The sequence below is a fragment of the Desulfobacter postgatei 2ac9 genome (assembly GCF_000233695.2).
GTDB classification, from domain to species: Bacteria; Desulfobacterota; Desulfobacteria; order Desulfobacterales; family Desulfobacteraceae; genus Desulfobacter; species Desulfobacter postgatei.
The window spans coordinates 2,766,966-2,791,597 of sequence record NZ_CM001488.1 but is presented as its reverse complement, the minus strand read 5'-3'; the positions used below and the strand labels follow the sequence as shown (position 1 = coordinate 2,791,597).

The following is a 24,632-nucleotide window of genomic DNA, read 5'->3' as shown; positions in this document are numbered from 1 at the left end:
TACCCAAAAAGACGAATTAATGTGAAAATAAAACCACAGAAAGAGACCGACAATTCAGGCACCCGGCCTTTTGTGCTCGTCAAAGCCTTCACTGTCTCAAGCCTTGTTGTCATGCTTACGGCAACCATCGTGATTGCCGCTTTGAATGCCCACTGGGTAAGAAAAATACTGCTTGAAAAAAGCAAGGAGTATAACCAACTCCTGGTGGAAAACCTCAACCATCAAATATTTTTAAGATTTGTCTGGCCTGTGGTTTTCAAACATGGGGAGATAAAACTGCGGGAACCCAGCCAGTATCAACTTCTTGACACGGTTGTTAAAAACACCCTGCACAGTTTCCATGTGGAAATGGTCAATATATACGCAACGGACAATGTTATTGCTTACAGCCTGGACAAAGCTCAGATCGGCAAAAAAAATGCCGGGGGGGTTCATTATGAAAAAGCCATGAAAAAGAAGGTAACCTCCAAGCTCGTTCAGCAGGGCAACCGGATTGAACTGACATTCTGGTTTCCCCAAGAGACAAAAATTGTTACCTTTGCCCCTTTGATGCAGGAAGTCCAACTCACCCGGGAAAAAGACAGGATGGTCATCGGCGTTATTGAAATTATCAGGGATGTATCTGATGACTATCAGCAGGTATTTAAACTCCAGGGACTGATTGTCGTCAGTTGCGCTACGATCATGGGCATTCTTTTTCTTATTCTCCGGTTTGTGGTGAAACATGGAGAGAGTATTATTGAGCGCAGGGCTGAAGAAAGGCTCAAGCTGGAAGAAAAACTGCGTCAGACTGAGCACCTGTCCGCAATCGGTGAAATGACCGCCGGCGTATCACACGAAATTCGCAATCCTTTAGGTATTATAAAAAGCTCTGCACAGCTGATGGAAAAAAAAATGGCAAAACTGGATCCATCCAGCAATATTCCGGGAATCATTGTTGAAGAATCCACCCGTCTAGACCGCATCATCACAGATTTCCTTGATTTTGCAAAACCTAAAATCGCAGACTTAAGGCCCTGCTGTCTGGAAGACATCATAGAAAAAAATATCACTTTTTTATCGTCTTTAGATGAGCATAAAGATATCAAAATCATCCGGGAGTACCAGGGGAGCCTGCCGGTGTCGGACATTCTTGGGGACTCTGCCATGCTCTATCAGGCTTTTTTAAATATTTTCCTAAATGCATTTCAGGCCATGGACCAGACGGACGGAAGCATCACCATTGCCACATGGCATGAGCCCGGGTTTGTCCATGCCAGCTTTACAGACACCGGCCCGGGCATTGACGAAGATGTGCTAAAAAAAATCTGGACGCCCTTTTTCACCACCAAGGAAATGGGAACAGGTTTAGGCCTTGGTATCATTAAAAACATCATTCAGGCGCACCACGGGGAAATCAGCATAACCAATGCCCAACCCAGCGGGACCAGGGTGGAGATACGCCTGCCCGCAGCGCAGTAAACTATCCGGGAGTTATAATGGAAAATATATTGATTGTGGATGACGAAAAACACTACCCAATGATTATAGGGGAGATTCTGTCCGAAGAAGGGTATACCCCGTTCACCGCATCCAGCGGGATGGAGGCACTGGATATTCTTAATAGCCACCCCATTGACCTGGTCTTATCCGATGTCAAAATGCCGGGCATGTCCGGCATTGACCTTTTGGAAAGAGCCAAACAGATCAAACCGGATCTTCCGGTAATCATCATGACAGCATTCGGCAGTGTGGAAAAGGCGGTGGAAGCCATGCACAAGGGCGCCTACACCTTTATTTTAAAACCGTTTGAAAACCAAGCCCTCATTGCCCACATTGCCAAAGCCCTGTCCATGTCCAAAATTGTCCAGGAGAACACGCTTCTTAAAGATGCTATCCAGTCCCGGTACCAGTTTGACAACATCATCGGCAAAAGCAAAACCATGCAGGCGCTGTACGACATCATTAAAAAGGTAGCCCCAACCAGTGCATCCGTGCTTGTGGAAGGGGAAAGCGGCACAGGCAAAGAGCTTGTGGCCAAATCGATTCATTACAACAGCATGCGCAAGGATCACCCCCTGATTGCGGTGAACTGTTCGGCGTTTGCCGAGTCTCTTTTGGAAAGCGAACTTTTCGGACATGAAAAAGGGGCCTTCACCGGTGCGGTGGGGTTGAAAAAAGGCCGGTTTGAAATGGCGGATAAAGGTACGCTGTTCCTGGATGAAATCGGGGAACTACCCATGCCGCTACAGGTAAAACTGTTACGGGTACTCCAGGAACGAACTGTGGAGCGCGTTGGCGGGACCGTAAGTCTGGCCGTGGACTTCAGACTCATTGCCGCCACCAACAAAATCCTGGAAGATGAAGTTAAAAACGGAAATTTCAGGGAAGATCTCTACTATCGTCTCAATGTGGTCAAAGCCAACATCCCTCCCTTGCGGGAGAGGTTGGAGGACATTCCTTTGCTTATTAACCATTTCATTGAAAAATACACCCGGGGCCCGGAGAGGGCCGGGATTGTCACAGGCATTGACAAAGAGGCAATCCAGCGGCTGTGTGACTATGAGTGGAAAGGTAATGTCAGGGAATTGGAGAATGTCATTGAAAGGGCGATAATCCTGGGCAAGGGGAGCATAATCACAGTTTCGGACCTTCCGTCCCAAATCCGCAATCCCAAAGCCGGCACACTTCAACTGGACGGTATTCCTGATGGCGTAGGCCTTTCAGAAACCCTCGCCGCAGTAGAAAAAAGAATGATCCTGCGGGCAATGAAGATCTCCGGAAATGTTCAGACCAAAGCAGCAAAAATCCTTGGCATCGGAAAGAGCGGATTGAACCAGAAACTAAAAAAATTCAATCTGGACAAGGAGTTAAAACTGGACAATAAATAATGATCTTTTCCGGAGTTCAAAATTTTGAACCCTGGAAAAGATCATTTCTTGGGCATAATTCGCTCTTTTCGTGAAAATACCACTTTAAGGGTTCAAAATTTTGAACTCCATCATGTCATAGCCGCATAATTAGGTATGTGTATTTTTTACAACAAAGAAAACTATATATTATATTTTCAATAAGTTAAAAATTTTATAAGCTTTTTAAAATGAATGGCAAGGAATTTGCTTTTAATAATTAGTACTAACCACGGTTAGTTTTTTCATCTTTTTTTCCTTTTCTAAAAAAGGCTGCCCCGCCCAGGCAGCCTTTTTTAGTTCTTGCGCTATTTAATCCGGGCCTGGGCTATGTCCTTATAAATCGAATCCCCAGAACTTTCGGCAACTTTTTCATACATCTGACGCCCCGCATCCGTATCATTAAGTTTTTCATAAATTAGGGCCAGGGCAAACCGCGCATCATCCTTTAAAAGATTTGATGTGCCGTTTTCAACACGCAAATAATAAGATTTTGCCTGTTCCAAATCATTTTTCAATTCACAGACAGTACCCAAAGCACAAAGCAAAAAGTTCTTCACGCCGGCCTTATCTCCTACAGTTGACAGGGCTTTGGAATACAAATCAAATGCTTGATCATACGCCTTGGCCTCAAAACAAAGCTTCCCGAAATTAATCAGTGCCATGCGCCCTGCACTGGTGTTTGGATATTCATCAAAAAGTGTTTGAAAATCATCTTTGACGGCATCATATCCTTTCCGGGCATCTCCGTCCTGGGAATATTGTTCTTCATATTTTCCATAGGCTTTGGCAGCCAATTCAGAGGCCTTGATTTCAGACTGTTTAAAACTGAACATAATCGCAGAAAACACAATCACTACTCCAGCCAGAGCACCCGCTGAAATCATCAATTGTTTTTTGCGGGCAGTAGCCCATTTAATGGATTTGGCCAGACCCTCCTGGAACGGATCCATCTTCGCCAGTTCTCTTTTCCGCTCGTTTGATACGCCTTGATTCGCCATCAAAATATTACCTTCTAATATGTTTACCTGGATTCCCGGCATAAAATTTGCTTAGCCAACCCTTGCGCTCTGATACATAAAAATCTGCTGAGGCTTGGCCTCTGCAAACCCTGACCCAAGATCATATTTGATGACTTATTGGCCAGCAATCTTAGCTAATCCATTTTTTTACTGAACTATACTTGATTACCCATGGTCAAATCACGCCAGATAGGCACAGTTCACCATTAGCGCTCTGCGCATAACTTCTCCATCCCGATTTTTTACCCAATAATGTGCTTATCCTGGAGAACAACGTAACCGGTACAATACGTTCTCAGCCAATTGGGCAAACGGGTTGATCTTACCAAATGAAATGCTCCACCGCCGACCACTATATATTAAACGGCCAGCCATATACATTAAATCCTGCATAACTGTTCTTAACCTCCTTCGTGAGACTTTTTTTCTACGGTTGATCGGAAGATTGTTCTCATCCTGCTCCTCAAGGCTAATTTGGCCTATGATTCTAAGAATGTTATACGCCAAAAGAGCAAGATGGAGAATCAGGCTGTTGCTGCTAAAACGGCAACTGGGGAAGCGTTCTAACCCAAGATCACTTTTGATTTCTGAATGAAATTGTTCACTGGTTCCATGATCATGGTATAAATTGATGACCTCTTGGGGGCTCAGCCCGGCGATGGTAACCCAATAGGTCTCGACTTCAATTGTGGGAAAAAGCAGGGGCTCCCCTTTTTCTTCATATCGTTCAGTCACTTTGAAGACAATCGGACGTGGCAATGCCCGCCCTTTTGGGTCAACAGTTGTTTGCCCGACCCACACACTTTTGTGTCCACAGCGAATCAATCTAACGCTTTCAGTATTCTGGGCCAGGATAAGCCAACCATCCAAAGATTCTTTACGTAAATTGCGCTTAACCAAGACATCAACACCTTCGCATGTTTTTATTACTTCAAAATTATCCTGACTGTCATTTCCTGAATCAAGACGGATAAGAAGAGGTTCCTGGGTAATCTGCCTGGTTAATTTTAATATTTCTTGAATGAATTCCGGGGTGTTTTTTGACAATGCTGGCTGCCTTCTCTAAGCTCTACATTGATTAAGTATCCTTCAGTTCCTAAATATCCGAACATTGGTGCATAGCCATCACAGCCTTTGTATGTCCTGGAAACTCCCTCTTTTTCGTTTTTGAATTGTCAAAAGGGCTAACGTCCAGATCTAAGGGAATATAATTGCCGACACTCGTCTGAACCGGTGAAATGGCGGGTGCTTTGCCTCGAATCATTTCAACTGAAGCCTCCTTGATAAGTTCATTGGCAGATTCCCCGATCAGGTCAATGCGTTCACGCAATGTTGATTGAGAAGGACAATTGCTGATTCCCAGAGATTGTGTAAAGAAAAATGGATCCTGCCTGAAAATTTCAATAGCGATATAGTCTGGCTTACCAACACAAATAAGTCCCAACATGGACGAAAGGATCTCTCCATGAGAAATATTAGGATCAACACAATGTACATCCGGTAAATTTTTGAACCGCTGGGCAAAATTAATCGACTTAAGCAATGCACCTACAGGGAGCAATCCGCTTTGACTGACAAGGTTTTCATTTCCATGTTTTACATTGATAGTGGTCGGCATCGGTCTTCACCTCCGAAGTGAATGTTTTTTTAATGCCATTGTATTAATTTTATATTAAAATTTCAATATGTTATAATTAAAAAAGCAATCTTTATGCCGCTAACTCAGGTGTTTACCTAACTTATGTATCCGGGTTACCACACCAAATTTTTAAAAATCCAACCAACTTCGCCGTCAGCATGCTCAATATTAATCCAGTCCCCTTTACGACCCAGCACTTTAAAAGGGACACCCCGTTCCACTCTAAGTACAATGTCACTTGATTGATCCGGTTTTGAACGAACATTACATTTTGATTTTATCGAAATGACCGTATCCGTTTTTCCCAACAAGGTTTCATGAACCCAGGCCGTATCTCCTTCAAAATCCTTTACCTCGTACCAGTCCTTTTTTTTATTGATCACAAGAAAGGGATGGTATTTCTCCACCTGCCACAACACATTATATTTGATTCCCGCACCGTCTCTTAAATTGGCAACAGAAGATATTACCGATAGCCGTTCTGAGGCCAACGCAATGCCGGAAAACAGAAAAATAAAAAAGCAACAAACTGAAATTCTAAAAACATCTTTCTCTTTTATACGATACATAAAAATCTCCGATCAACTACAGTTTAAATCATGTCGTACCCGGTATATCAGAAAAGCACCTTGGCATGCAAGGTATTGTGACAAGGCTTCTACCCGGTTGAGATGTAAAAAAATTACGGCGTGATGTTCTCCACAAAAATTTTCGATGCATCCTTTTCGGACAGAAAAACCCGATGCCCCCGAACCATGACCTCAATGAAATCGGATTCCGGGCTACTGATTACCTGGACAAGAACGCCCGGCTGAAACCCCATCTTTCCCAGTCGCCGCCGTGGAAAGTGTCCGCCGTCCACCCGTGCAATACTGCCCTGTTGTCCCGGTGCCATCCGACTAATCGGCACAGATTCATTGAAAAACGGCAGGCAGCTTTCCCCTGCACCGTCATTGGATACACCCCGGGATCCTTTTTCGGGTCGAACCCAAATTTTACTAGCCATTCCCGCACACAAAATCAGCCGGTTGCATTCTGATGCAATGACAAGTTGCCCCCCGATGGCACTGGAAATAATTTCAACAAAAATACCCGTCCGAAGCCCCATGGAAGCAAAACGCATCTGCATTTTTCTGCCGGCAGCCACATTAACGATCTCAACCTTTTCTCCGATTCTGGCCCTGGACAAAGGAATCAGATCATCCCGCTGCGCCATACACTCCCCGCAAAGGCCATAAATCTCCATTTTATGCTGAAGCATAAAAAAACCATATTCGGCAGCCAGTTTCTCCTGAAACGCTTCTAAATCATCGTCCTTGAACTCAATGATTGCACCGCATTTGGTACAGACCATATGATCATGATGCACCCCAAGCTGACGGTGTTCATATAGAATGGTGTCATCCCGGTCAAACACCACCTGACTGGCAAAGCCCAACCGGCACAACTGCTCCATGCACTGCAGCAGAAATTCATTATCCACACGCAGACCATCCAGCCTGACCTGATCGGCAATCTGGGCCAGGCTTACATGGCTTTCCAATTTTAAAAAAGATTCCAGTATCTGAAACCGTTCCTCAAAACGATCAAGCCCCCGCCAGCCAAAAAGGCGACGAAACTGATCTTTTTCCTGCTGATGCCGGTCCGGCATATTTGTAAACTCCTCTTTAAACAGCCAAGGTCTAACCCGGAACCATACCTCAATTAAGCCTTGAAGCTAAAAATAAAAGGACTCTTAAACCGTTCATTAAAAAGCTTATAAATAATATAGGAGCAATACCTTGTCAATATAACCATTTACCCAAACCCATCACGGAATATCGTTTGACACAGGCCATCAACTTTTTTTAGAGTAAAAGTAATTTTTCCTTAAACCCAAACCCGCTCAAAAAACACAGCAAGGAGGCAGCCATGGGAACCAATAATCTGATTTACCTTGAAGTGCTGGAGTGGTTTGACGAAACCGGACAGGAACTGATTCACCGCCTGCCTGAAAAAGGCTCGGGTGAAATCAAATTCGGGGCCCAACTCATTGTCCGGGAAAGTCAGGCCGCAGTCTTCTTCTACCAGGGAAAGGCCGTTGGTGCCTTTGGTCCCGGACGGCACACCTTAAAAACTGCAAACATTCCTATTCTGACAAAAATTGCAAGCCTTCCCTGGGCCATGGAAAGCCCGCTGAAAGCCGAAGTTTTTTTTGCCAATTTAAAAACCTTTACCAACCTGAAATGGGGGACCCGGGACCCGGTGGCATTCAAGGACAAGGACCTTGGCCTGGTAAGACTCAGGGCCTTTGGTGTTTTTAACTTGAAAATTGTCCAGCCGGTCCTGTTCATCAACACCCTGGCCGGAACCCAGGGCATTTACACAAGTGCCGACATCAGCGATTATCTCAACCAGGTGGTGGTGTCCAGATTCAACGACTATATCGGAGAGAAAGTCTCCTCCATTTTTGATCTGCCGAAACATTACGATGAACTGGGAAAGGCTCTGGCCCTAAGACTGCGTGAGGATTTCAGCGCATTCGGACTGAATCTGACCCATCTTTACATCAATGCCATTACACCGCCCCCCGAGGTCCAGCAGGCCATTGATGACAAAAGCCGATTAGGGTTGTTTGACGATATGAATAAACTGATGCAGATGAAAACCGCCATGGCCATGGAAAAAATTGCCGAAAATCCTCAGGGCATTGCCTCAGACGGTGCCCAGGCAGGCCTTGGATTAGGCCTTGGCATGATGCTGCCCGGCATATTTTCCCAGCAGATGCTCTCCCCGACAGGACAGCCGACAACCCACACTGCGCTGACCACTGCCTGCCCGGAGTGCCAAAACCAGATCCCCCTGGAGGCAAAATTCTGCCCCCAGTGCGGTCACCAGCAGGTGATCTTTGCACGGTGTCAGTATTGCGGCAAAAACATCACACCCGACACAAAATTCTGTCCCAGATGTGGAAAACAGGTCGTGGAAAAGGCAAAAGAAAAAACCTGTGGCAATTGCGGTGCAAAAAATCTGCCGGATTCAATCTTCTGCAACCAGTGTGGAGAAAAATATTAGCTACGCAATCGAGCATCAATGCCCCCAGTGCGGGGCCCCTGTCACCTTAGGGGAAGAGACCCGGTTCTTTGTGTGCGGATTCTGCAGGGTCCGGTCCTGTATTTCCCAAAAAGGATTTCCCAGGTATTACCTGCCCTGCTCCCCCAAGGCACCCCAAGATAGACAGCCGATATACCTGCCCTATTGGCGTTTCAAAGGCGTGCGTTACATATGTTCCCCATCCGGTATAACACCCATATTCACGGACATCTCCACCCTGGCCGTGACAGACATGCCGCCCCAGATTCCATTTTCCCTGGGTCTAAGATCCCAGGCCATGACCATGAAAGTGATTGAGCCCGATACCAAGGGAAAATTTTTTCGACCTCTGCCCTGGGCAACGATATTCAAAGAGACAAAATTTGGTTTAAAACCAGATGAACGCACGTTTAAAGAGGATATCGGAGAAACCTTCAGTCTTATTTATTCTCCTTTTTACATCAGACAGCAACATCTTATAGATGGGGTTACCAATCAGATGTTGCCTCCGGGAAAAGAGATCACCCCGGATATATTCGACCTGGATCAGGTCCGCCCCGGTGTTGAGACCCATTTTATTGCCGGCATTTGCCCCGGATGCGGGGCTGATCTTGAGGGCAGTGGCGATTCACTGGCCCTGGTATGCCGGAACTGCCATTCCCTGTGGCGGGCCAGGGGAAAAAACCTTGCAAAAATTAAATTCAGTACCGCAGCCCCTGCCGACAAAGATGACATCATGCTACCGTTCTGGCGAATCAGCGCCAAAGTCTCGCCCATGACCCTGGCCACTCATGCGGATCTGGCCAGGATGGCAAACCTGCCGCTGGCAATTCCCCGAAACTGGGAGGAAAAGCCTGTGCATTTCTGGAGTCCGGCATTTAAGGTCCGTCCCAACATTTTTTTACGGTTGTTAGGTCAAATAACATCAGCCCAGCTGGAACCGGCCCTGTCCCAAACGATTGAAGACAATTTGTACCAGCCCGTGAACCTGCCCGCTTCAGAGGCCATCCAGACCATCCGCATTACCATGGCCGCTCTTTTGAAACCCAGAAAAGAAATTCTTGAAATTTTACCCAAGACCGAAGTGACACCCCAAAGTATATCCCTGATTTTTCTGCCTTTTCAATCCACCCAGCATGATATCATTCACCCGGATTTGGGCATTGCCATCAATAAAAAAGCCCTGGCGTTGTCGGACAACCTATGAATTCTGAAAAAACAATAGAGAACACCATAAATACGGCTCAAGACCTGGCACAATATCTGCTCAGGCCGCTTGCCATCGGTAACAGAACCATTTCCAACCGGATGGTACTGGCGCCCATGGCAGGACTGGGGCACATCGCGTTCAGGCAGCTTGTGACTCAGTTTTCAGGATTCGGCCTGCTGTTTACGGGCATGTGCCCTGCCAAAGCGGTTCCCCATGAAAACCCCGGAATATCCCATGTATTTTCCTGGCGGCCCGAAGAACTGGACCACACAGTATGCCAGATATTTGGTGCAGAACCTGAGACCATGGCCCGGGCTGCCCGTCGCATTGAAGCCGAAAAATTCTTTGGGGTGGACTTAAATTTCGGATGTTCCGTTGCCGCAATCTGTAAAAAAGGATGCGGGGCCGCACTGTTAAAGACACCCGACAAGGCGATCGACATTGTATCTGCGGTCAGAAAGGCTGTGTCATGCCCGGTTTTTGTTAAATTCAGAACCGGATGGCAGGATGATCATAGCTTTCCGGTGACCATGGCCCGGGCCTTTGAACGTGCCGGGGCAGATGCCTTAACCTTTCATCCCCGGGTCGCCCCCGACCGAAGAAGCCGAAGACCCATGTGGGAGCTGATCGGCAAAGTACAAGACGCGGTCACCATTCCCGTTTTTGGCAACGGGAACCTGTTTGCCCCCGAACATGGGATCAAAATGATCCGGGAAACCGGCTGCCAGGGTCTTTCTATCGGCAGGATGGCCGTGGCACAGCCCTGGATTTTTGCCCAGTGGACCAAAAGTTTTACACCGGAACCGTCCATTTATATGAAAACCGCCCTGGACATGGCAAGGCTTTTAAGCACCCATTATGAGGACCGTTTTGCCCTGAAGATGTTTAAAAAATTTGCCCCGTATTTCTGCGCCAATTTCAAATTTTCCAACGCCATTTTAAAATCCATGATACGGGCCGAAAACATGAACGAACTTTGTGACAACATACGGCATCTTCTGGACCCGCCACCCCAAACATTACGCCTGCCAAACATTAATCTGTTCATTTGACAACTTTATCTTTACCGGATATGTGCATGGATAAAAATGGATAAAAAAAATTTTGACCTGACACGATTTGAATGCTTAGGATGCGGGGCCTGCTGCAGACAAAGCGGGTACGTCCGTCTGGGTGATAAAGAACCGGATATCATTGCCGATTTCCTGAATATGGATGTCCGGGATTTTATAGAAACCTTCACCTGTCTGACGAAAGACCGCAACGGCCTTTCAATCATTGATGCCCCTGACGGGGCCTGTATCTTCCTGGACAGCAATGGATGCCGCATCAATCCTGTCAAACCTTCCCAGTGTCGGGACTTTCCCGTCAAATGGCGATTTTTGGGTTTTGAGCAAATCTGTGAATGGGCACGAAAAAACTGTGCGCCTTCCCAAACATCTACCCCCGACAAGGAGACTTGAAAATAGAATGGTAAAAGAACTTGACTGCAGGAAAATGGATTGTCCGGCACCTGTAATAGAAACAAAAAAATGTCTTGAAAGCGAAGCATTGTCGCATATCCGGGTGCTGGTGGACAATGATGCCGCCATTGAAAATGTCAGCCGGTTTTTAACCTATGCCGGTTTTGAAGTCGGTGTGGAATCCGACGGCACCATGTCTGTTGTGGAAGGCACCCGGGACCAGGCCGCGACCGTTAAACCGGCGCCCGGACCGACAGGGCAATCGGCTTGCGGCCCAGCGCCATCCCAAAAAAACGCCCCGGTAAAAATCATGGTGATGGCCGCATCCAACACATTGGGCGTTGGAGATGATGAATTAGGCGCAAAGTTAATGATCAATTTCATCAAAACCCTCAAGGAGATGGGCAAGGATCTGTGGCGCCTGGTTTTTGTCAACCATGGCGTCACCCTTGCCACGGTAGATTCCGCAGTGCTTGGTGAACTGCACGAACTTGAAGAATCAGGCGTCACCATTCTTGTATGCGGGACTTGCCTGAGCCACCTGAATCTGATGGAGAAAAAAGCCATTGGCCAGACCACCAATATGCTGGATATTGTCACGGCCATGCAGCTGGCCGACAAGGTGATCAATCTGTAACAGCTTGTGTGTTAATTTGGCATCAAAACCCTCAAAGCCGTTGACAAAAAGGATCTTTTTGCCTATTCTCTGCCATAGTATAATCTATGCAAGTGCCGCGGCCGCGAAATTCATACGGCTGAAAAAATGTTCCCCTCAATCCAAGGAGATTCCCTCATGTGTATGCAATATGGTTTTCCGCAGTCCTCTATGTCCGGAATGCCTGGTCCTCAACCCTTTAACCCGATCATGCCCTGCTGCTGTACTCAAATGCAGCCCATGGCCATGACCGGACCATCTATGCCACTTCCCATGCCCAACGAAATTCAACTCCAGCAGTTGCATTTTCAACTCCAACAATTGAAATTCATGAAACAGAACCTGGAACAATCGCTCGAATTCGTAAACAAATCAACCTCTGAAACCGAAAAGATTATTAAAAACCTCGAAAGCACAAAATCAAACAAGTCAAATGAATCTCAAGCAGACTTCCTCCGGAAGTCCTAATCTAATAACACTATAGTAAAAGGAGACCGCCATGCAATTTTTCCCCCAAAATATGATGATGGCACCTATGATGCCAACGAGCCCTATGGCTGCTGCCCCCGCACCGGAACAGATCCAGCAACAGCTCCAGCAACAGCAGCAACAACAACGACTCCAGCAACAACAGCAACAACAACTCCAACAGCAGCAACAACAACTCCAGCAGCAGCAACTCCAGCAGCAACAGCAACTTTTTTACGGTCCGGGTGATATTGGCCGGCCCATCGTTTAATTAATGCCGCCTCAATCAAAGTATAGAGTCCCATTGCCAAGAACTCTCTCCGACAGGCGGTTTTCCTACTTTGGCCGCTTGCCGGGGAGCCAAAAAGGCCAACTCCATGTTTACCAATCTTGCCCGACCGTACAAAGAGCAGCCAGCAACAGTTACCATTGAGGGTATCCGGAATATCCTCAATCAGGCAGATCTAGTTCCTGACGAGATCTACCATGCTAATCCGTATCCGAAAATTTTCTCGTCCAGTATCGCCCTACCCCCGGACCGGGGCGGATTTCGCACCAACGGCAAAGGTCGCACCCATGAATTCAGCCTGGCCAGTGCCTATGCCGAGTATATGGAACGAATGCAAAACCTGCTGTTTGCAACATTCTCCCGTTCCATAGCAAACAGGCTGAAGGATGAATTCGGCTATTACTATTTTCCGGATGAATCCTACTTGGACCGCCAAGCTGTGGAAAACCTGCCGGCCGATGTGCTGGCTGATTTTTTCCGCTATCTGAAGCAGGACCGCAAGGAATTTGTGACAGCCTATTTTGACCGAATCGCTGCCAATGGTATGCCTGGGGTTGTAGCCACGCCCTTTTACGATACCCTTAACCAATGCAGCCAGCTGCTGCCTTTAAACCTCTTGCTGATAACAGTAGGTTCTAATGGTATGGCTGCAGGCAACACACAGCCCGAGGCCATTTTTCAGGCGCTGTGTGAACTCACGGAACGTTGGGCTGCCGCCCTGATATTTTATGGACAAATGACACCACCTACCGTGCCCAGGCAATTTCTGGCACAATTTCCGGGTGAAAGCGCGATTATTGAAGATATTGAACGCGACGGCCGCTATAAGGTCATTGTCAAAGATTTTTCTGCGGGACGAAACATCCCGGCCCTTGGTGTAATCATTAAAAACTTGCAGACCGGCCGCTATCGGCTTAACGTCGGTTCTGAAACCTCCTTTCAAGTGGCGTTGAGTCGTTGCCTGACCGAAATTTTCCAGGGCATACAGGATAGCGATCAGTTCGATGCTGCCATGTTAAAAATTCCCGCGTCCGTGCCTGAGTATTTTCTCCGCCAGGACAGTGAAGCTCGTAATACTCGGTTTCATGTTTTTACCCATTTTACGACAGACAACAGCGGAGTGTTTCCGCCGGCCCTTTTCGGCGACTCTCCCAGCTACTCCTTTGATCCGAGTACTTTCACACCATTGAAATCATACGAGGAAGAGGTACGCCGTCTGGTTCGGTTCTTCCACGATAATGGAAAAAACGTCTACATTCGAGATGTCTCTTTCCTGGGTTTCCCATCGGTGTTCGTCTATGTTCCGGAATTCTCGGCCCAGGGACGGAAATCTGCCCCTCCCGTAGACGGATCAGGCAAATTTCAACTCGTTGACCTGGATAGTATTGAACATCTTTTTTTTGATCTGGCTCACTGCTCTTCCCAACAATTGACAGACATCGCCCATAGGCTCGCTTCTTTTGCCCCATCCGTCCCCATTACCCAGCTTTTTAATATTGAGCTGACAGCAGACTCACCCTGGCAGCAGATGAATCTTGCCTTTGTTTTGACCCAGATCCATTATAGCTTGGGAAATTATGACCAAGCCCTGGCGCATTTCAAACAATTTTGTGCAACCCGCATAGAGATCGGTCCGTATTACACGATGGTAAAACATTATCTGGAAGCCAGAGCTGAAGGGCAGAAACACACTCAGGTTCAAACGAAGTTGAATACTATTGCTGAAGATCAGAAAATAGAGTCTACCCTGGTCAAACAGGTTATGACCGACATGGCCGAACCCTATTCGATCCAGGCCAACACACCGCTTCCTCGGTGTCCCCATTGTACGGCCTGCCCCCTGTCAGACCCCTGTCAAACGCGACATAAGCTGAACCTTGCTAGGACCGTCTATTCAAACATGAAATCGATGCCTTCAACGGAAGCCTTAGCGTGGATCATGGCCTGATCTCTTTATGGGTATTTTGGCACAACGCCCGAAAAGGTATATTTTTATGCAACGTTGGGGATTACTCCATTGATCGATAGTTTAATTTTTCAAAGTTCCCTAACAGCCTGTCGAACTTCAGTTCGATAATCATTAAAACAGACAGGCTCTATTTTTTGGTTACAAAAAACTCGTTAATGACATGGTCGGCTTTTAGCTGGTTGCCGTAGACTTGGGCACTTTTCTGATCCGTGAATTCAGACACCTGGACCAGATACCAGGTTTTGCCCCCGCCGTCCGCAACCTTCATGGCGCTCTCCACCCCCTTTTGGGTAAGGGTTGCCATATATTTGTCGGCATGGGCCTTTTTATGGTACGCAGCCACCTGGATGGTAAACGGCTTTGGAATCACAACCTTTATCTGCTGAGCCGGCTGCTCCGCTGTTTTAAACATGTGGGAAAACGTGCCCCAGACAAAAAAAATCAGCCAGACGCCCAAGCAGGCAATCATGGTCCCCCACACCCGTCCCCACCATTTTTCCCGGGCCTGTATCAAATTTAAAACAGCGTGCTTGGCTTTTCCGGTTCTGTCTGCAATAAAAGAGCTGCTATCTGAGGTTTTTCTGCTAATTCCGGACATCAGGGCTGACATCCACCCCGAACTCTCCTGCCCGAAATAGATCTCGTCTGCCGGCCGCCACCCTGCCGGACCATCTTCAAATGCCTGATCACCCGGACTGGCCGACTCTCCGTCGCCCCCTTGATCCCCGCTCATAAATGTCGCCAGGTCAACCCGTTCATCCCCAAGAGTACCCAATCCCGGTTCCGTCATTTCCGGTTCCGGCTCCGGTTCAGGTGTATCCAGGCGCCCGGACATCATGTCCCGGATTGTTTCAACCCGGGCCTTATCCTCTTGTGATAAAGCTTTGTTCCCGCCTGTCATGTCAATCATATTTAGGAATGATTGATACAGACGCCTTGCCGAAAAATCCATCCGGCCCTGGTTCAAAAACACACCCACCAGTATCCGGCAAAGGTCTGGATCTGCATACCAGTTATCTGCCAACACCGTCAGTATGGACTGGGTGGATGTTCCTGAGATATCCTGATCCTGGATGCGTTCAAGCCAAAACCGGGCAAGACTCTCGTCTTTGGGATTCTGCGCCAGCCAGACGCTGGCAGCCCCTTGAATTTCCCGGCGCCGGCTGCCCGATGCCAGGTAAAACCGCGCCAGGGCAGAGGTAAGCATGGGGCCTACCCGCCGCGCAGCCAGAGGAGATATCCAGGCACTGTCATAAATCCGAACAGCCCGGATAAACTTTTTTTCAGCCCGGGTGGCAATACCGGATCGCTCCCACAACTGCGCATCCCTAACCAGTCTCCTTATCCACCAGAGTCCTGCAATATCCATGGACAAACCAAGTCCCAAGCCAAAGACCACATACATCAGGAGGATAAATACCGAAGCAGGCATATCCGAAAGCCATCCGGAAAGCCGGGGAAACAAGATGAACCCTGAAGGCAGAACCATCAGGGTTGTCAGCCAGAACCGGACACTGATATGTCGGACAATGCGAATCATCTTAATAGCCTCTGCAGGGGTCCTGGTCCTTTTTCAACGCCACACGAACAACACCGGAAGCGTCAGGCTCCGACTGTGGCAAAATTACTTCATCAACCGTATCCTGCCGGGGTGCTGCCGGACACCCCGTGGTCTTTTCCACAATTTCATACCGGATATCCGATGGAATCAAAAAGTCGCGTTCGGGCTCGCCTTCCATGGCCCGGGTCATGAAATCCGTCCATATGGGCACAGCTCCTCGGCCACCGGTAATACCTCTCCTGTTTTTATCCTTAAGTTCTTTCTTCTTGTCATACCCTGTCCACACAGATACGCAAAGGGACGGGGTAAACCCGGTGAACCAGGCATCATTATAATTATCCGTCGTGCCGGTTTTCCCGGCTGCGGGGCGCTTGAATCCAAGACTTCTCACCCCCCTGCCCGATCCGAAATCCACAACGCCTTCCATCATGTCCACCACCTGGAAAGCCGTTGCCGGATCCAATACCCTGCGGTCCTTGACAATATGTTCAAAAAGCACCCGCCCCCTTGCATCCTCAACCCGCCAGAATAAAAACGGTTCATGGCAAATGCCCAGCGAAGCGAATGTGGAAAATCCGGCAGCCATGTCCATGACGCTGACGTCAGACGTACCAAGGGCCACAGAATATACGGATTTTAACGGACTTTTCACCCCACAGACTTTGGCCACATCCACCACTGCAGCAGCACCCACATCTACCACCAACTGGGCGGCAATGGTGTTCACAGAATTGATCAGGGCCTGCTTAAGAATCATGGGTCCCCTGAATTCTTTCTCAAAATTCTGGGGGTACCAGTCTGGTGCCCCGTTAATTGGAATGGCCACAGGCCTGTCCTGGAACACGCTGGCCGGATGAAATTTTCCATCCCTCAACGCCGCATAATATAAAAAGGGTTTAAATCCACTGCCGGCCTGGCGTTTACTGTTCACGGCCCGGTTGAATTCACTGGCATAATAATCTCTGCCACCCACCATGGCTTTAACCGCTCCACTGGCAGTATCAATGGCCACCAGCGCGGCCTGGGGTTTGTCGCCCACCCCCTTATCCAACCCCATAAGCTCATCAAGCCGGGCCATTCCTTCCATTATCGCGGTACGGGCATCGGCCTGGCGCATTGGATCCATGGTGGAGTAAACCTTAATGCCCCCATGATAGACCACATCCTCGCCATACATGTTGACAAGCTCTTGAATCAGGGCATCCAGAAAATAACTGCCGGTACGGGCATCTTTGCGGCCATCATGCAGTTCCGGACGGATGGCATCAGTCCCAACCCCTTCATCTTCCGTAATAAACCCGGCCGCCACCATCCGGTTTAATACCACCCGTCTCCGGGCAAGGGCCTCATCATAATGCCGGAAAGGGTTATACTGGCTGGGAGATTGGGGAAGACCCGCAAGCAGTGACGCTTCGGCCAGAGTCAGATCCTGGGCGGATTTATCAAAATAGATGCGGGCCGCCTTCTCAATGCCCTGGGCCCCGGCCCCGAAATGAATTTGATTAACGTAAGCTTCAAGGATCTGCTCCTTGGTATTGGCCTGTTCAATCTGAAACGCCACCAGCATCTCCTTGAATTTGCGCTGCCAGGTTTTTTCAAAGCTGAAAAACAGATTCTTGGCCAGCTGCTGGGTAATGGTTGATGCGCCCTGGATCCGGTCGGATTCAAACAGATTGGTATATAATGCTTTAAAGGTTCTCAGCTTATTTACACCATGGTGTTCAAAAAACATGTGATCCTCGGTGGCCACAATGGCATTGAGAAAATCAGGAGAGACCATATCCAGGGAAACGGAGGTCTTTTCGCCAAGGGCAATGAGAACCTGGCCGTCTGCGGCATAGATCAAACTTTGTGGGGTTTCGATAATACGGCCTAAAGGCGATGGCAACTTGGGCAGGTCTTGGGCAATATGGAAAACCATCAGGCAGCCTGCCGCTGCCATGATACCCATGGCAAGAAGCCCGATATGGAACAGCAGACGACAAAGGGAGATCAGCCAAAAAAGAGATCGCATCAGCTTTCTCCCTTCAGCACCAGGGTCAATTGCCAGACTGCCCATTCCCGGGCCTTGACCCTCACCACCCGGGATTCGCCCAGGTGGCGAAATTCAAATCCCAGGTTGATAAAACCGTCCTGGGCGGAATTGCTCACCCCCACCCGGTCGAGGGCACCTTTCTCAGATAAAAGATCTTCCGTATCCAGGATCAGATCGACTCTCATATCCCCAGGCAGCCTTGAAACAGCCGTAAAAAAAAGCGAGGCGGGGTAGATTCTGCCAAAAAATTCATGTTCATTGTCCAGGGTTCCAGGAATAACTGCTTGACTGCCGTTGTTTCCCAGGGTCTGAACATCCAGGTCCAGCTGCTCGATAACCCGGTTCTGGGTATCAATGAAAAAAATTTTCATGCCGCCCATGCGTCCTTCACAGAAAATACGGTCGGTGGCACCGCCGTTGAGCAGCCACACCAGGCGAACCGGATCCATCACATTCCTGCGAAGATAAAGGGGTAAAGACAGATACAGCACCCTGAACCGATCCTTGTCCAGGTTGGCCCATTCCCCGGGCCCAAGTTGAGCGGCCAAGTCTGAAAAAGACTTCGCCGTACGTACTATCCGCCCGGCGTTCTCCCGGGCAAGGGCCATCTGATCCAGGGATTTTAACGCACTGACCATGTGCCGCCCTGCGTCCCAGACAGCACCATTTTCAGGACGGGCGTCATTGGTGAAAGAAAGATAATGACCCACCAGACGCTCGCACCAGTCAAAACGAAATTCAGAGACAACAATAATACAGGTAACCGAAAGAATGGCCAGATTTAAAACCGAACATATCCGTTTGAGCCACTCTGTCAGAGTTACCGGCTCATGCCAGTTTTGCGTGCGCAGATGCATAGGATAAATAAAGAGTAATCTTAGGCTTTGCCCACAGCCTTCATTGAATCGTTAAACACAGCATACATCTGGTCATGTTCAGACAGGGCCACGGCCAAAACATTATTTACCAGGGAGGCGTCTTCCTGCTCAAGGTCCTGGAATTTTATCACATAATTTGCGCTCAGTTCCAGGGCGGTCATGGCATTGCCGGTCTCAAGACCCGGACCGAGCCGGACAAGACAGATCTTGCGGCGAAGGAACATATCCATACTGTTCATGTAGGCCACCATGACTTTGTCAGTATCAAAGGCTTCATCTATCACCACCAGCGGGTAAACATAATATTCAAGATTTTTCAATGCCTGGGCCGGCGTTTCCGGCACATGGACCTTCAATCCGGCATTTTCCAGCCCAGCTATAATCCGCTTACGGCCAAGGCAGGAAGGAATACAGACCAGCGCCGGTTTCGCTCCGCCGGCCTGAAACTTAGGAATAGCCGGGCTCGTGGCAGCTGTATTTTGCCCAAAACCGGCGTTACCGGGATTCCCGATCGAAGCCTTGACGGGAACCGAGGCGCTGCATTTGGGACATTTGAATGAAAAATCCTTGTCTTTTGGTATCTTATCATCGGGCAGATTTGCATTACTCCCGCATGTCGGGCAAGCGATTTTCATTATATGTTGTTCTCCTCTCCCCCATAACTGCGGTCAATCTCAAGGGACTGAATGCCACTGGTGGATTCCCCCCTGGCACTCTTGATCCGGTCAAGCCCCCTGCCCACAATATCTTTGCGTGACGCATAGGCCATGGCCGTATTTTCGTCTATCTTGCCCTCTTCATACAAATTTACAATGAACTCGTCAAAGGAAATCATGCCCTGGGGTTTGCCCGCCACAATAATGTCATTAAAGGTCTTGCCTTCGGACTCCCCATTTAAAATACTATCCTTTACCCGCAGGTTGGTGGCCATGATTTCAAAAGCGGCCACGCGCCCGCCCCCCACCTTCGGCAAAAGCCGCTGGGCCACCACCCACCGGACAGTGTCTGCCAACCGAATGCGAACTTGGGTTTCCTCTTCTGTGGAAAACATACCCAGCAGACGGTTGATGGTTTGTCCGGCATCCACGGTGTGCAGGGTGGAAACCACCAGATGGCCGGTCTCGGCAGCGGACAGGCCGATCTCAACCGTTTCCCGGTCACGCATTTCGCCCACCAGAATAACCTTGGGGGCCTGGCGCAAGGCAGCCCGCAACCCCGAGGCAAAGGTGTCGAAATCCATTCCCAGCTCCCGCTGGTTAAAGGTGGAGCGTTTCTGGGGATGCTGGTACTCTATGGGATCTTCCAGGGTAATCACATGCACGGATTTGGTCGCGTTGATTTTGTCTAAAAGCGCGGCAAGTGACGTGGATTTACCGGAACCTGTGGCCCCGGTAACAAAGATAATGCCGTTCTTCTCTTCGGCCATTTTATGAAAACTTGCCGGCAAATTGAGCTGCTCAATGGTGGGAATGGTGGTTTCAAGTTTTCTTAATACAATGGCGTACTTGCCGGACCTGGAAAAAATATTCACCCTGAATCTTGCCTTGGTGCTCAGCTGGTAGGACAAATCACAACTGCCTTCCCGCAGCAGGGTTTCAAGCTGTTTTCTGTCATTATTAATAAGATTGAGTGCCAGAACCTCGGTTTGAAAGGGCGTCAGGATACTGAACCCCGGGCCCAGATCAACGGCCGCAAGCTGGCCTGAACTTTCCACCTGAAGGGGTTTTCCCGGCGTAATATTCAAGTCCGACACATTATCGTGTGAATCCAGCATATTGGTAAGAATATAATCAAGCTGCTGTTTTTTCATGCCTTGCTCCTATTAATGAACAAAATCGGGGATCAGGCTTCCGTAAAATCCGCAGGCGGATGTTTAAGAAACGGCCGGAACAACGATTTGTTATTTGCCTTTGAATAGGCATCATCGGAACTGATCTTCCCGGCTTTATACAGTGACATGATGGCATCGTCCAAAAGCTGCATCCCGTACTGCTTGCCGGTTTGAATCATGGAAGGGATCTGGTGGGTTTTGGATTCGCGGATGAGATTTCTGACCGCAGGGGTTGCCACAAGGATTTCCAATGCGGCACACCGGCCCTTTTTATCAATCCGTTTAAACAGCACCTGGGCCACTATGGCACGAAGGCCGTCTGACAGTGTCGATCGGATCTGGGCCTGCTCAGTGCTGGGAAAAACTTCAACAAGCCTGTCCACGGTTTTATGGGCACTTGATGTATGCAGGGTGCCAAATACCAGATGGCCGGTGGAAGCGGCCTCAACAGCCAGAGAAATGGTTTCAAGATCCCGAAGCTCACCGACCAGGATAATATCCGGATCCTCGCGCAGGGCACCGCGAAGCGCGGCGGAAAAGGTTTTGGTATGGGTCCCCACTTCCCTGTGGTTGACAATACACCGCTGGCTTTTATGAACAAACTCGATAGGGTCTTCCACCGTAATAATATGGTCTTTTCTGTTTCTATTGGCCTGATCAATGATGGCAGCAAGGGTGGTTGATTTACCGGACCCGGTGGGTCCGGTCACCAGTACAAGCCCCCTGGGCAGGTCTGCCAGTTTTGAAATGACAGGCGGCAACCCAAGGGCTTCGGCAGTCAGAATATCCGAGGGGATTTCGCGGAATACCGCGGCTATGCCGTTTTTCTGCATAAAATAATTGGCCCTGTAACGGGCAAGGCCGGGAATTTCATACCCAAAATCAACATCCCCGGTCTCTTCAAATTCCTTAATCTTTTCCTGGGAGGTAATTTCATACAGCATGCCGCGCAGCTTATCACTGGTCAGCTTATCGTATTTAATTCGCTCGATGTCGCCGTGAAGTCTTAACGCAGGCTGCTGCCCGGCAGTCAGATGCAGATCGGATGCCCCCTGGTCATGCATAAGCTTGAAAAATGCATCAATTTCAGCCATTTTTTCCCCTTATTATTTTGTTATTTGCCCCCTGAACGGGGAAAGGACTCAGGCCCGACGGATAAATCTCACGGCCGCATCTGATTCGTCGGCAGCTTTATTTTCTTCCTTGGTCATTTCGAGCAGTTTTGAGTGCGACTCAAGCACCGAACCGATCTGCATTTCAAGCTGGATGCGCTGGCGTTTAAGTTCCGTAATATCGCTGTGCAACTGGGAAAGACGTTTATGGGTCCGGTTCAGAATCTTTTCAGCCTCAACCTCTGCATTTGCGATTATTACCTGGGCGGATTTTTCAGCGTTTTCCTTCATCTGATCCAGTACTCTCTGGGACTGAATCATGGCATTTCTCATTGATTCTTCGCGTTTTCTATAACCCTGGTTTTCCAGATTCAATCGATGATTTTCCTGCCTGAGTTGTTCTATGGCAGTTTCCTGGGATTCAAATTCCCTTGCCACTTCTTCAAGGAAGGTATCCACTTCCTGTACGTCAAAACCTCTGAAACGGGTGGAGAATTCTTTTTGTTTGATCACCAAAGGTGTAACGCCCATGAACAAACTCCCTTTATGATTATCACATCGAACGGGCCATGCCGATCAGGCTCTTTACAACAAAATTCTGAAGAAAAACAATAACTAAAAATACAACTATCGGGGACATATCCAAACCGCCGAAGGTCACGGGAAGATGTTTGCGGATCTGGTAAAACACCGGTTCCGTTGTCTTGCGAAGAAACCGGACAATTGGGTTGTACGGATCCGGATTCACCCACGACAGCACGGCCGAGGCAATAATTATCCACATATAAATATTTAAAGCATAGTCAAGAACAATGGCAATAGCCATAAAGAAATTAGCCAATATCAGCATTCTACATCACCCTGGTTCAGGTTGTTTTTATGGAACGTTGTTACCGTGAGACAATTGAAAAGTCAAGTTTTTTTGACTTTTTCTCTACATTGTTATAAAAGTACAGATCGTTTAAATATTTACCCTTTAAAAAATTATGTTTAAATTATTTTGAAAAAATTAATCAACTTCATAAAAAAACTTTTTGCAGGAAAACAAAAAAAACAAAATGCCGGAACCACTATTTCGGAACCCAGGAAACCTGAACCGACTACAGCCCCACATAACAGGGACGCCGGGACGGTTGAAAAGCCCCGTCAAAAAATCAGAAAACCGAGCTGGACCCTGGAGAATTTCCAGGTCGAGCCCCAGGAGGGAAAGACCCGTTTCCATGACCTCCAGCTGACCACGGGGATGATGCACGCCATCTGTGACCTTAATTTTAAATACTGCACAGAGATCCAGGCCCAGCTTCTTCCTCACACCCTTGACGGTCGGGACGCGACCGCAAAGGCCCAGACCGGAACAGGCAAAAGTGCCACCTTTATCATTACCTTGATTGATCGGTTTGTCCGCACATCCGTCAAGCGGGAAAAAAAGTATCCCCGGGCACTGATCCTTGCCCCCACAAGGGAACTGGTTCACCAGATTGAAAAGGATTTCAAGGGACTTGCCAAATATTCCCATCTTCGCATTGTCCCGATTTTTGGCGGCACGGATTATCGCAAACAGCAGACGCTTCTGACAGACAAACCCGTGGACGTCATAGCTGCAACCCCGGGACGCCTTCTGGACTTTATCTCAAAAAAACTGATTGATCTGTCCAGGGTGGAAATTGTTGTCATTGACGAGGCGGACCGAATGTTGGACATGGGATTTATCCCGGATGTCCGCCGCCTGATTTATATGACACCTCACAAGGACAAGCGCCAGACACTGTTTTTTTCCGCCACGCTCACAGACGATGTGCTCCGCCTGGCCCAATCCTGGACCCGGGATGCCGTGGGCATTGAAATTGATCCGGAACATGCCGCTGCGGAGAGCATCAACCAGATTGTCTATCTGACCACGGAAGAGGATAAGTTTAAAAATGTCTGCAATCTTCTAATTAGTGAAAATCTTGAGCGGGTCATCATCTTTGTCAACCGCAAGGATACGGCCCGGCATCTGTCGGAAAAATTATCCAGGTACGGCCTTAATGCGGGGATACTGTCCGGAGATGTGGCCCAGGACAAACGATTCGAGGTACTCAACAGGTTTAAGACCGGGGATCTGAATGTTCTGGTGGCAACAGACGTAGCCGCCCGGGGACTTCATATTGAAAACATCAGCCACGTAATCAACTATGATCTACCCCTGGAACCCGAGCATTACATCCATAGAATCGGACGCACCGGCAGGGCCGGCGCCACGGGTACCTCAATAAGTTTTGCCGATGAAATGAGTTCGTTTCAAATCCCTAAAATTGAAGAGGTACTTGGCCACAAAATCAGCTGCGAATATCCGACAGGAGCTCTGGAAGCGAAGCTGCCGGCACCGGTGCCGCGTCCTTCAAAGCAAAGGTCTAAACAGAATCACACAAAAGCTGAGAATAAAGAGAAAACGCCTTACAGGAAACGAAAAAAGCCCGCAACAACAATGGCAGGCAAAAACCCATGACCCGGTTGACACCCACGCATATTCAATGTAAAAATAGCCCGTTAACTAACCA

At 48.4% G+C, this 24,632-nt stretch carries 24 protein-coding genes; 11 read left to right on the top strand and 13 right to left on the bottom strand.

Annotated features, from left to right (window positions below):
- Positions 1–21: 21 nt before the first annotated feature.
- Together DESPODRAFT_RS12805 and DESPODRAFT_RS12800 are read left to right on the top strand one after the other, a co-directional pair.
- Positions 22–1,461, top strand: a complete 1,440-nt coding sequence (locus DESPODRAFT_RS12805; RefSeq protein WP_004074000.1) for a two-component system sensor histidine kinase NtrB — start codon at positions 22–24, stop codon at positions 1,459–1,461.
- Positions 1,462–1,478: 17 nt separating this feature from the next.
- Entirely contained in the window at positions 1,479–2,870 is a 1,392-nt protein-coding gene (locus tag DESPODRAFT_RS12800; protein WP_004073999.1) for a sigma-54-dependent transcriptional regulator, read from the top strand.
- 326 nt (positions 2,871–3,196) lie between these two features.
- On the opposite strand, the gene DESPODRAFT_RS12795 is transcribed toward DESPODRAFT_RS12800, so the two are convergent.
- The 5 genes from DESPODRAFT_RS12795 to DESPODRAFT_RS12780 form a co-directional block, all read right to left on the bottom strand.
- Positions 3,197–3,889 (bottom strand): tetratricopeptide repeat protein, encoded by a 693-nt coding sequence (locus DESPODRAFT_RS12795; protein ID WP_004073998.1) that lies wholly within the window; start codon positions 3,887–3,889, stop codon positions 3,197–3,199.
- Positions 3,890–4,168: 279 nt separating this feature from the next.
- Positions 4,169–4,957, bottom strand: coding sequence for a transposase (locus DESPODRAFT_RS21150; RefSeq protein ID WP_052314675.1), 789 nt, complete (start codon positions 4,955–4,957; stop codon positions 4,169–4,171).
- A gap of 49 nt (positions 4,958–5,006) precedes the next feature.
- A complete protein-coding gene (locus DESPODRAFT_RS21145; RefSeq protein ID WP_052314674.1) occupies positions 5,007–5,528 on the bottom strand; it encodes a hypothetical protein in 522 nt (173 codons plus the stop codon).
- Between the two features lie 134 nt (positions 5,529–5,662).
- On the bottom strand, positions 5,663–6,118 hold the full coding sequence (locus DESPODRAFT_RS12785) for an SH3 domain-containing protein (RefSeq protein ID WP_004073997.1): 456 nt from the start codon (positions 6,116–6,118) through the stop codon (positions 5,663–5,665).
- Positions 6,119–6,231: 113 nt separating this feature from the next.
- Positions 6,232–7,200 carry a FeoA domain-containing protein gene (locus DESPODRAFT_RS12780; RefSeq protein ID WP_004073996.1) on the bottom strand — a complete coding sequence of 323 codons (969 nt, stop codon included), beginning with the start codon at positions 7,198–7,200 and terminating at the stop codon, positions 6,232–6,234.
- A gap of 260 nt (positions 7,201–7,460) precedes the next feature.
- On the opposite strand from DESPODRAFT_RS12780, the gene DESPODRAFT_RS12775 reads away from it, so the two are divergent.
- The 8 genes from DESPODRAFT_RS12775 (at position 7,461) to DESPODRAFT_RS12740 (ending at position 14,654) form a co-directional block, all read left to right on the top strand.
- Positions 7,461–8,603, top strand: a complete 1,143-nt coding sequence (locus DESPODRAFT_RS12775) for an SPFH domain-containing protein (protein WP_004073995.1) — start codon at positions 7,461–7,463, stop codon at positions 8,601–8,603.
- Positions 8,536–9,828 carry a hypothetical protein gene (locus DESPODRAFT_RS12770; RefSeq protein ID WP_245531908.1) on the top strand — a complete coding sequence of 431 codons (1,293 nt, stop codon included), beginning with the start codon at positions 8,536–8,538 and terminating at the stop codon, positions 9,826–9,828. The genes DESPODRAFT_RS12775 and DESPODRAFT_RS12770 overlap by 68 nt, the downstream gene beginning before the upstream one ends.
- Positions 9,825–10,883: a tRNA dihydrouridine synthase gene (locus tag DESPODRAFT_RS12765; RefSeq protein WP_004073993.1), complete on the top strand. Its 1,059-nt coding sequence runs from the start codon at positions 9,825–9,827 to the stop codon at positions 10,881–10,883. Before DESPODRAFT_RS12770 ends, DESPODRAFT_RS12765 begins: the two co-directional genes overlap by 4 nt.
- Before the next feature lie 36 nt (positions 10,884–10,919).
- Positions 10,920–11,294 (top strand): YkgJ family cysteine cluster protein, encoded by a 375-nt coding sequence (locus tag DESPODRAFT_RS12760; RefSeq protein WP_004073992.1) that lies wholly within the window; start codon positions 10,920–10,922, stop codon positions 11,292–11,294.
- Between the two features lie 7 nt (positions 11,295–11,301).
- A complete protein-coding gene (gene yedF / locus DESPODRAFT_RS12755) occupies positions 11,302–11,931 on the top strand; it encodes a sulfurtransferase-like selenium metabolism protein YedF (protein ID WP_004073991.1) in 630 nt (209 codons plus the stop codon).
- Between the two features lie 156 nt (positions 11,932–12,087).
- The gene (locus DESPODRAFT_RS12750) at positions 12,088–12,417 is read left to right on the top strand and encodes a hypothetical protein (protein WP_004073990.1); all 330 of its coding nucleotides are present in this window, start codon (positions 12,088–12,090) and stop codon (positions 12,415–12,417) included.
- A gap of 31 nt (positions 12,418–12,448) precedes the next feature.
- The gene (locus DESPODRAFT_RS12745; protein ID WP_004073989.1) at positions 12,449–12,688 is read left to right on the top strand and encodes a hypothetical protein; all 240 of its coding nucleotides are present in this window, start codon (positions 12,449–12,451) and stop codon (positions 12,686–12,688) included.
- Positions 12,689–12,794: 106 nt separating this feature from the next.
- Positions 12,795–14,654, top strand: a complete 1,860-nt coding sequence (locus DESPODRAFT_RS12740; protein WP_157488479.1) for a YcaO-like family protein — start codon at positions 12,795–12,797, stop codon at positions 14,652–14,654.
- 148 nt (positions 14,655–14,802) lie between these two features.
- Here DESPODRAFT_RS12740 and DESPODRAFT_RS12735 read toward each other — a convergent pair whose 3' ends face one another.
- The 8 genes from DESPODRAFT_RS12735 to DESPODRAFT_RS12700 are packed head-to-tail and all read right to left on the bottom strand — an operon-like array spanning position 14,803 to position 22,942.
- Positions 14,803–16,215 (bottom strand): SPOR domain-containing protein, encoded by a 1,413-nt coding sequence (locus DESPODRAFT_RS12735; RefSeq protein ID WP_004073987.1) that lies wholly within the window; start codon positions 16,213–16,215, stop codon positions 14,803–14,805.
- A 1-nt stretch (position 16,216) separates the two neighbouring features.
- On the bottom strand, positions 16,217–18,250 hold the full coding sequence (locus DESPODRAFT_RS12730; RefSeq protein WP_004073986.1) for a transglycosylase domain-containing protein: 2,034 nt from the start codon (positions 18,248–18,250) through the stop codon (positions 16,217–16,219).
- Complete coding sequence (locus tag DESPODRAFT_RS12725) at positions 18,250–19,128, bottom strand: hypothetical protein (protein ID WP_004073985.1); 879 nt, start codon at positions 19,126–19,128, stop codon at positions 18,250–18,252. The genes DESPODRAFT_RS12730 and DESPODRAFT_RS12725 overlap by 1 nt, the downstream gene beginning before the upstream one ends.
- 20 nt (positions 19,129–19,148) lie before the next feature.
- Positions 19,149–19,784: a zinc ribbon domain-containing protein gene (locus DESPODRAFT_RS12720; RefSeq protein WP_004073984.1), complete on the bottom strand. Its 636-nt coding sequence runs from the start codon at positions 19,782–19,784 to the stop codon at positions 19,149–19,151.
- Positions 19,784–20,959: a type IV pilus twitching motility protein PilT gene (locus DESPODRAFT_RS12715; protein WP_004073983.1), complete on the bottom strand. Its 1,176-nt coding sequence runs from the start codon at positions 20,957–20,959 to the stop codon at positions 19,784–19,786. The genes DESPODRAFT_RS12720 and DESPODRAFT_RS12715 overlap by 1 nt, the downstream gene beginning before the upstream one ends.
- 32 nt (positions 20,960–20,991) lie before the next feature.
- On the bottom strand, positions 20,992–22,074 hold the full coding sequence (locus DESPODRAFT_RS12710; protein ID WP_004073982.1) for a type IV pilus twitching motility protein PilT: 1,083 nt from the start codon (positions 22,072–22,074) through the stop codon (positions 20,992–20,994).
- Between the two features lie 48 nt (positions 22,075–22,122).
- Positions 22,123–22,623 carry a DivIVA domain-containing protein gene (locus DESPODRAFT_RS12705; RefSeq protein ID WP_004073981.1) on the bottom strand — a complete coding sequence of 167 codons (501 nt, stop codon included), beginning with the start codon at positions 22,621–22,623 and terminating at the stop codon, positions 22,123–22,125.
- Positions 22,624–22,645: 22 nt separating this feature from the next.
- Entirely contained in the window at positions 22,646–22,942 is a 297-nt protein-coding gene (locus tag DESPODRAFT_RS12700) for a YggT family protein (RefSeq protein WP_004073980.1), read from the bottom strand.
- Positions 22,943–23,092: 150 nt separating this feature from the next.
- On the opposite strand from DESPODRAFT_RS12700, the gene DESPODRAFT_RS12695 reads away from it, so the two are divergent.
- Positions 23,093–24,580, top strand: coding sequence for a DEAD/DEAH box helicase (locus tag DESPODRAFT_RS12695; protein WP_004073979.1), 1,488 nt, complete (start codon positions 23,093–23,095; stop codon positions 24,578–24,580).
- The last annotated feature ends 52 nt before the right edge of the window (positions 24,581–24,632 follow it).

Coding starts and splice junctions, on each gene's coding strand:
- DESPODRAFT_RS12800 (WP_004073999.1), top strand. CDS start 1,479: ATGGAAAATATATTGATTGTGGATGACGAAAAACACTACCCAATGATT.
- DESPODRAFT_RS12795 (WP_004073998.1), bottom strand. CDS start 3,889: ATGGCGAATCAAGGCGTATCAAACGAGCGGAAAAGAGAACTGGCGAAG.
- DESPODRAFT_RS21145 (WP_052314674.1), bottom strand. CDS start 5,528: ATGCCGACCACTATCAATGTAAAACATGGAAATGAAAACCTTGTCAGT.
- DESPODRAFT_RS12785 (WP_004073997.1), bottom strand. CDS start 6,118: ATGTATCGTATAAAAGAGAAAGATGTTTTTAGAATTTCAGTTTGTTGC.
- DESPODRAFT_RS12780 (WP_004073996.1), bottom strand. CDS start 7,200: ATGCCGGACCGGCATCAGCAGGAAAAAGATCAGTTTCGTCGCCTTTTT.
- DESPODRAFT_RS12775 (WP_004073995.1), top strand. CDS start 7,461: ATGGGAACCAATAATCTGATTTACCTTGAAGTGCTGGAGTGGTTTGAC.
- DESPODRAFT_RS12765 (WP_004073993.1), top strand. CDS start 9,825: ATGAATTCTGAAAAAACAATAGAGAACACCATAAATACGGCTCAAGAC.
- DESPODRAFT_RS12760 (WP_004073992.1), top strand. CDS start 10,920: ATGGATAAAAAAAATTTTGACCTGACACGATTTGAATGCTTAGGATGC.
- yedF (WP_004073991.1), top strand. CDS start 11,302: ATGGTAAAAGAACTTGACTGCAGGAAAATGGATTGTCCGGCACCTGTA.
- DESPODRAFT_RS12750 (WP_004073990.1), top strand. CDS start 12,088: ATGTGTATGCAATATGGTTTTCCGCAGTCCTCTATGTCCGGAATGCCT.
- DESPODRAFT_RS12745 (WP_004073989.1), top strand. CDS start 12,449: ATGCAATTTTTCCCCCAAAATATGATGATGGCACCTATGATGCCAACG.
- DESPODRAFT_RS12740 (WP_157488479.1), top strand. CDS start 12,795: ATGTTTACCAATCTTGCCCGACCGTACAAAGAGCAGCCAGCAACAGTT.
- DESPODRAFT_RS12735 (WP_004073987.1), bottom strand. CDS start 16,215: ATGATTCGCATTGTCCGACATATCAGTGTCCGGTTCTGGCTGACAACC.
- DESPODRAFT_RS12730 (WP_004073986.1), bottom strand. CDS start 18,250: ATGCGATCTCTTTTTTGGCTGATCTCCCTTTGTCGTCTGCTGTTCCAT.
- DESPODRAFT_RS12725 (WP_004073985.1), bottom strand. CDS start 19,128: ATGCATCTGCGCACGCAAAACTGGCATGAGCCGGTAACTCTGACAGAG.
- DESPODRAFT_RS12720 (WP_004073984.1), bottom strand. CDS start 19,784: ATGAAAATCGCTTGCCCGACATGCGGGAGTAATGCAAATCTGCCCGAT.
- DESPODRAFT_RS12715 (WP_004073983.1), bottom strand. CDS start 20,959: ATGAAAAAACAGCAGCTTGATTATATTCTTACCAATATGCTGGATTCA.
- DESPODRAFT_RS12710 (WP_004073982.1), bottom strand. CDS start 22,074: ATGGCTGAAATTGATGCATTTTTCAAGCTTATGCATGACCAGGGGGCA.
- DESPODRAFT_RS12705 (WP_004073981.1), bottom strand. CDS start 22,623: ATGGGCGTTACACCTTTGGTGATCAAACAAAAAGAATTCTCCACCCGT.
- DESPODRAFT_RS12700 (WP_004073980.1), bottom strand. CDS start 22,942: ATGCTGATATTGGCTAATTTCTTTATGGCTATTGCCATTGTTCTTGAC.